Origin of the sequence: Mesotoga sp. HF07.pep.5.2.highcov (genome assembly GCF_003666285.1) — a bacterium.
GTDB classification, from domain to species: Bacteria; Thermotogota; Thermotogae; order Petrotogales; family Kosmotogaceae; genus Mesotoga; species Mesotoga prima.
The window spans coordinates 1-633 of sequence record NZ_JFHJ01000408.1 but is presented as its reverse complement, the minus strand read 5'-3'; the positions used below and the strand labels follow the sequence as shown (position 1 = coordinate 633).

Here is a 633-nt window from a genome sequence, read left to right as displayed (position 1 = left end):
AATAGACTTTGTCGATTAGACTGTAATACTTCATCTCTTTCTCCTGTATGCTCTCTTCCAACAGTTGTAGTTTCAGATTTTGTTTCGACAGTTTATTACTGGCTTCTCTACCCTTTCGGGAATGTGTACCTTGTCTTTAACTGTCTAAGCTGAATCTCTTCTCTGTCTTCCGATCACATTTCTTCGATCCTTCCCCCCTTCGCAAGTGATGGAGCCTTTCGACTTCCCCATCACCCCCTTGGCTTTTAGCCAAGGTCCCTTCCCCTTTCGGAGAGGTTCTTCACTACTACGGGTTCATCTGCCATCCTCCTGAGCTTTCCGTTAACTTGGATCACCTCCTTGCTAACGGTTACCCCTTTCGGACTCATGAGGACTTCCCCGGGTAAGATACACCACTTTCATCCGAATCCTGCCATCCAAACCTTTACAGCTGGAGTCAGGGCTTTCCCTTATCTGGCAGGGTTACCCTACTGTAACGGCCATCCCTGGTTCACTTTCGTTCAGTTCCGGACTTTGCCTCGGGCTTCCTTCAGATTCACCGTTACCAGTGACACCCTTGCCTCTGGCTAATGCTTCTTTGACTCCCCGCATTCGGGTCTTTCACCCTATAGTTGTGTATCATGCCGGGCGCAC

1 protein-coding gene is annotated in these 633 nt (G+C 49.0%); it reads right to left on the bottom strand.

Features of this window, described 5'->3' with window-relative positions:
* Positions 1–245: 245 nt before the first annotated feature.
* The gene (locus BG32_RS16495; RefSeq protein ID WP_006485555.1) at positions 246–368 is read right to left on the bottom strand and encodes a hypothetical protein; all 123 of its coding nucleotides are present in this window, start codon (positions 366–368) and stop codon (positions 246–248) included.
* Positions 369–633: the final 265 nt, after the last annotated feature.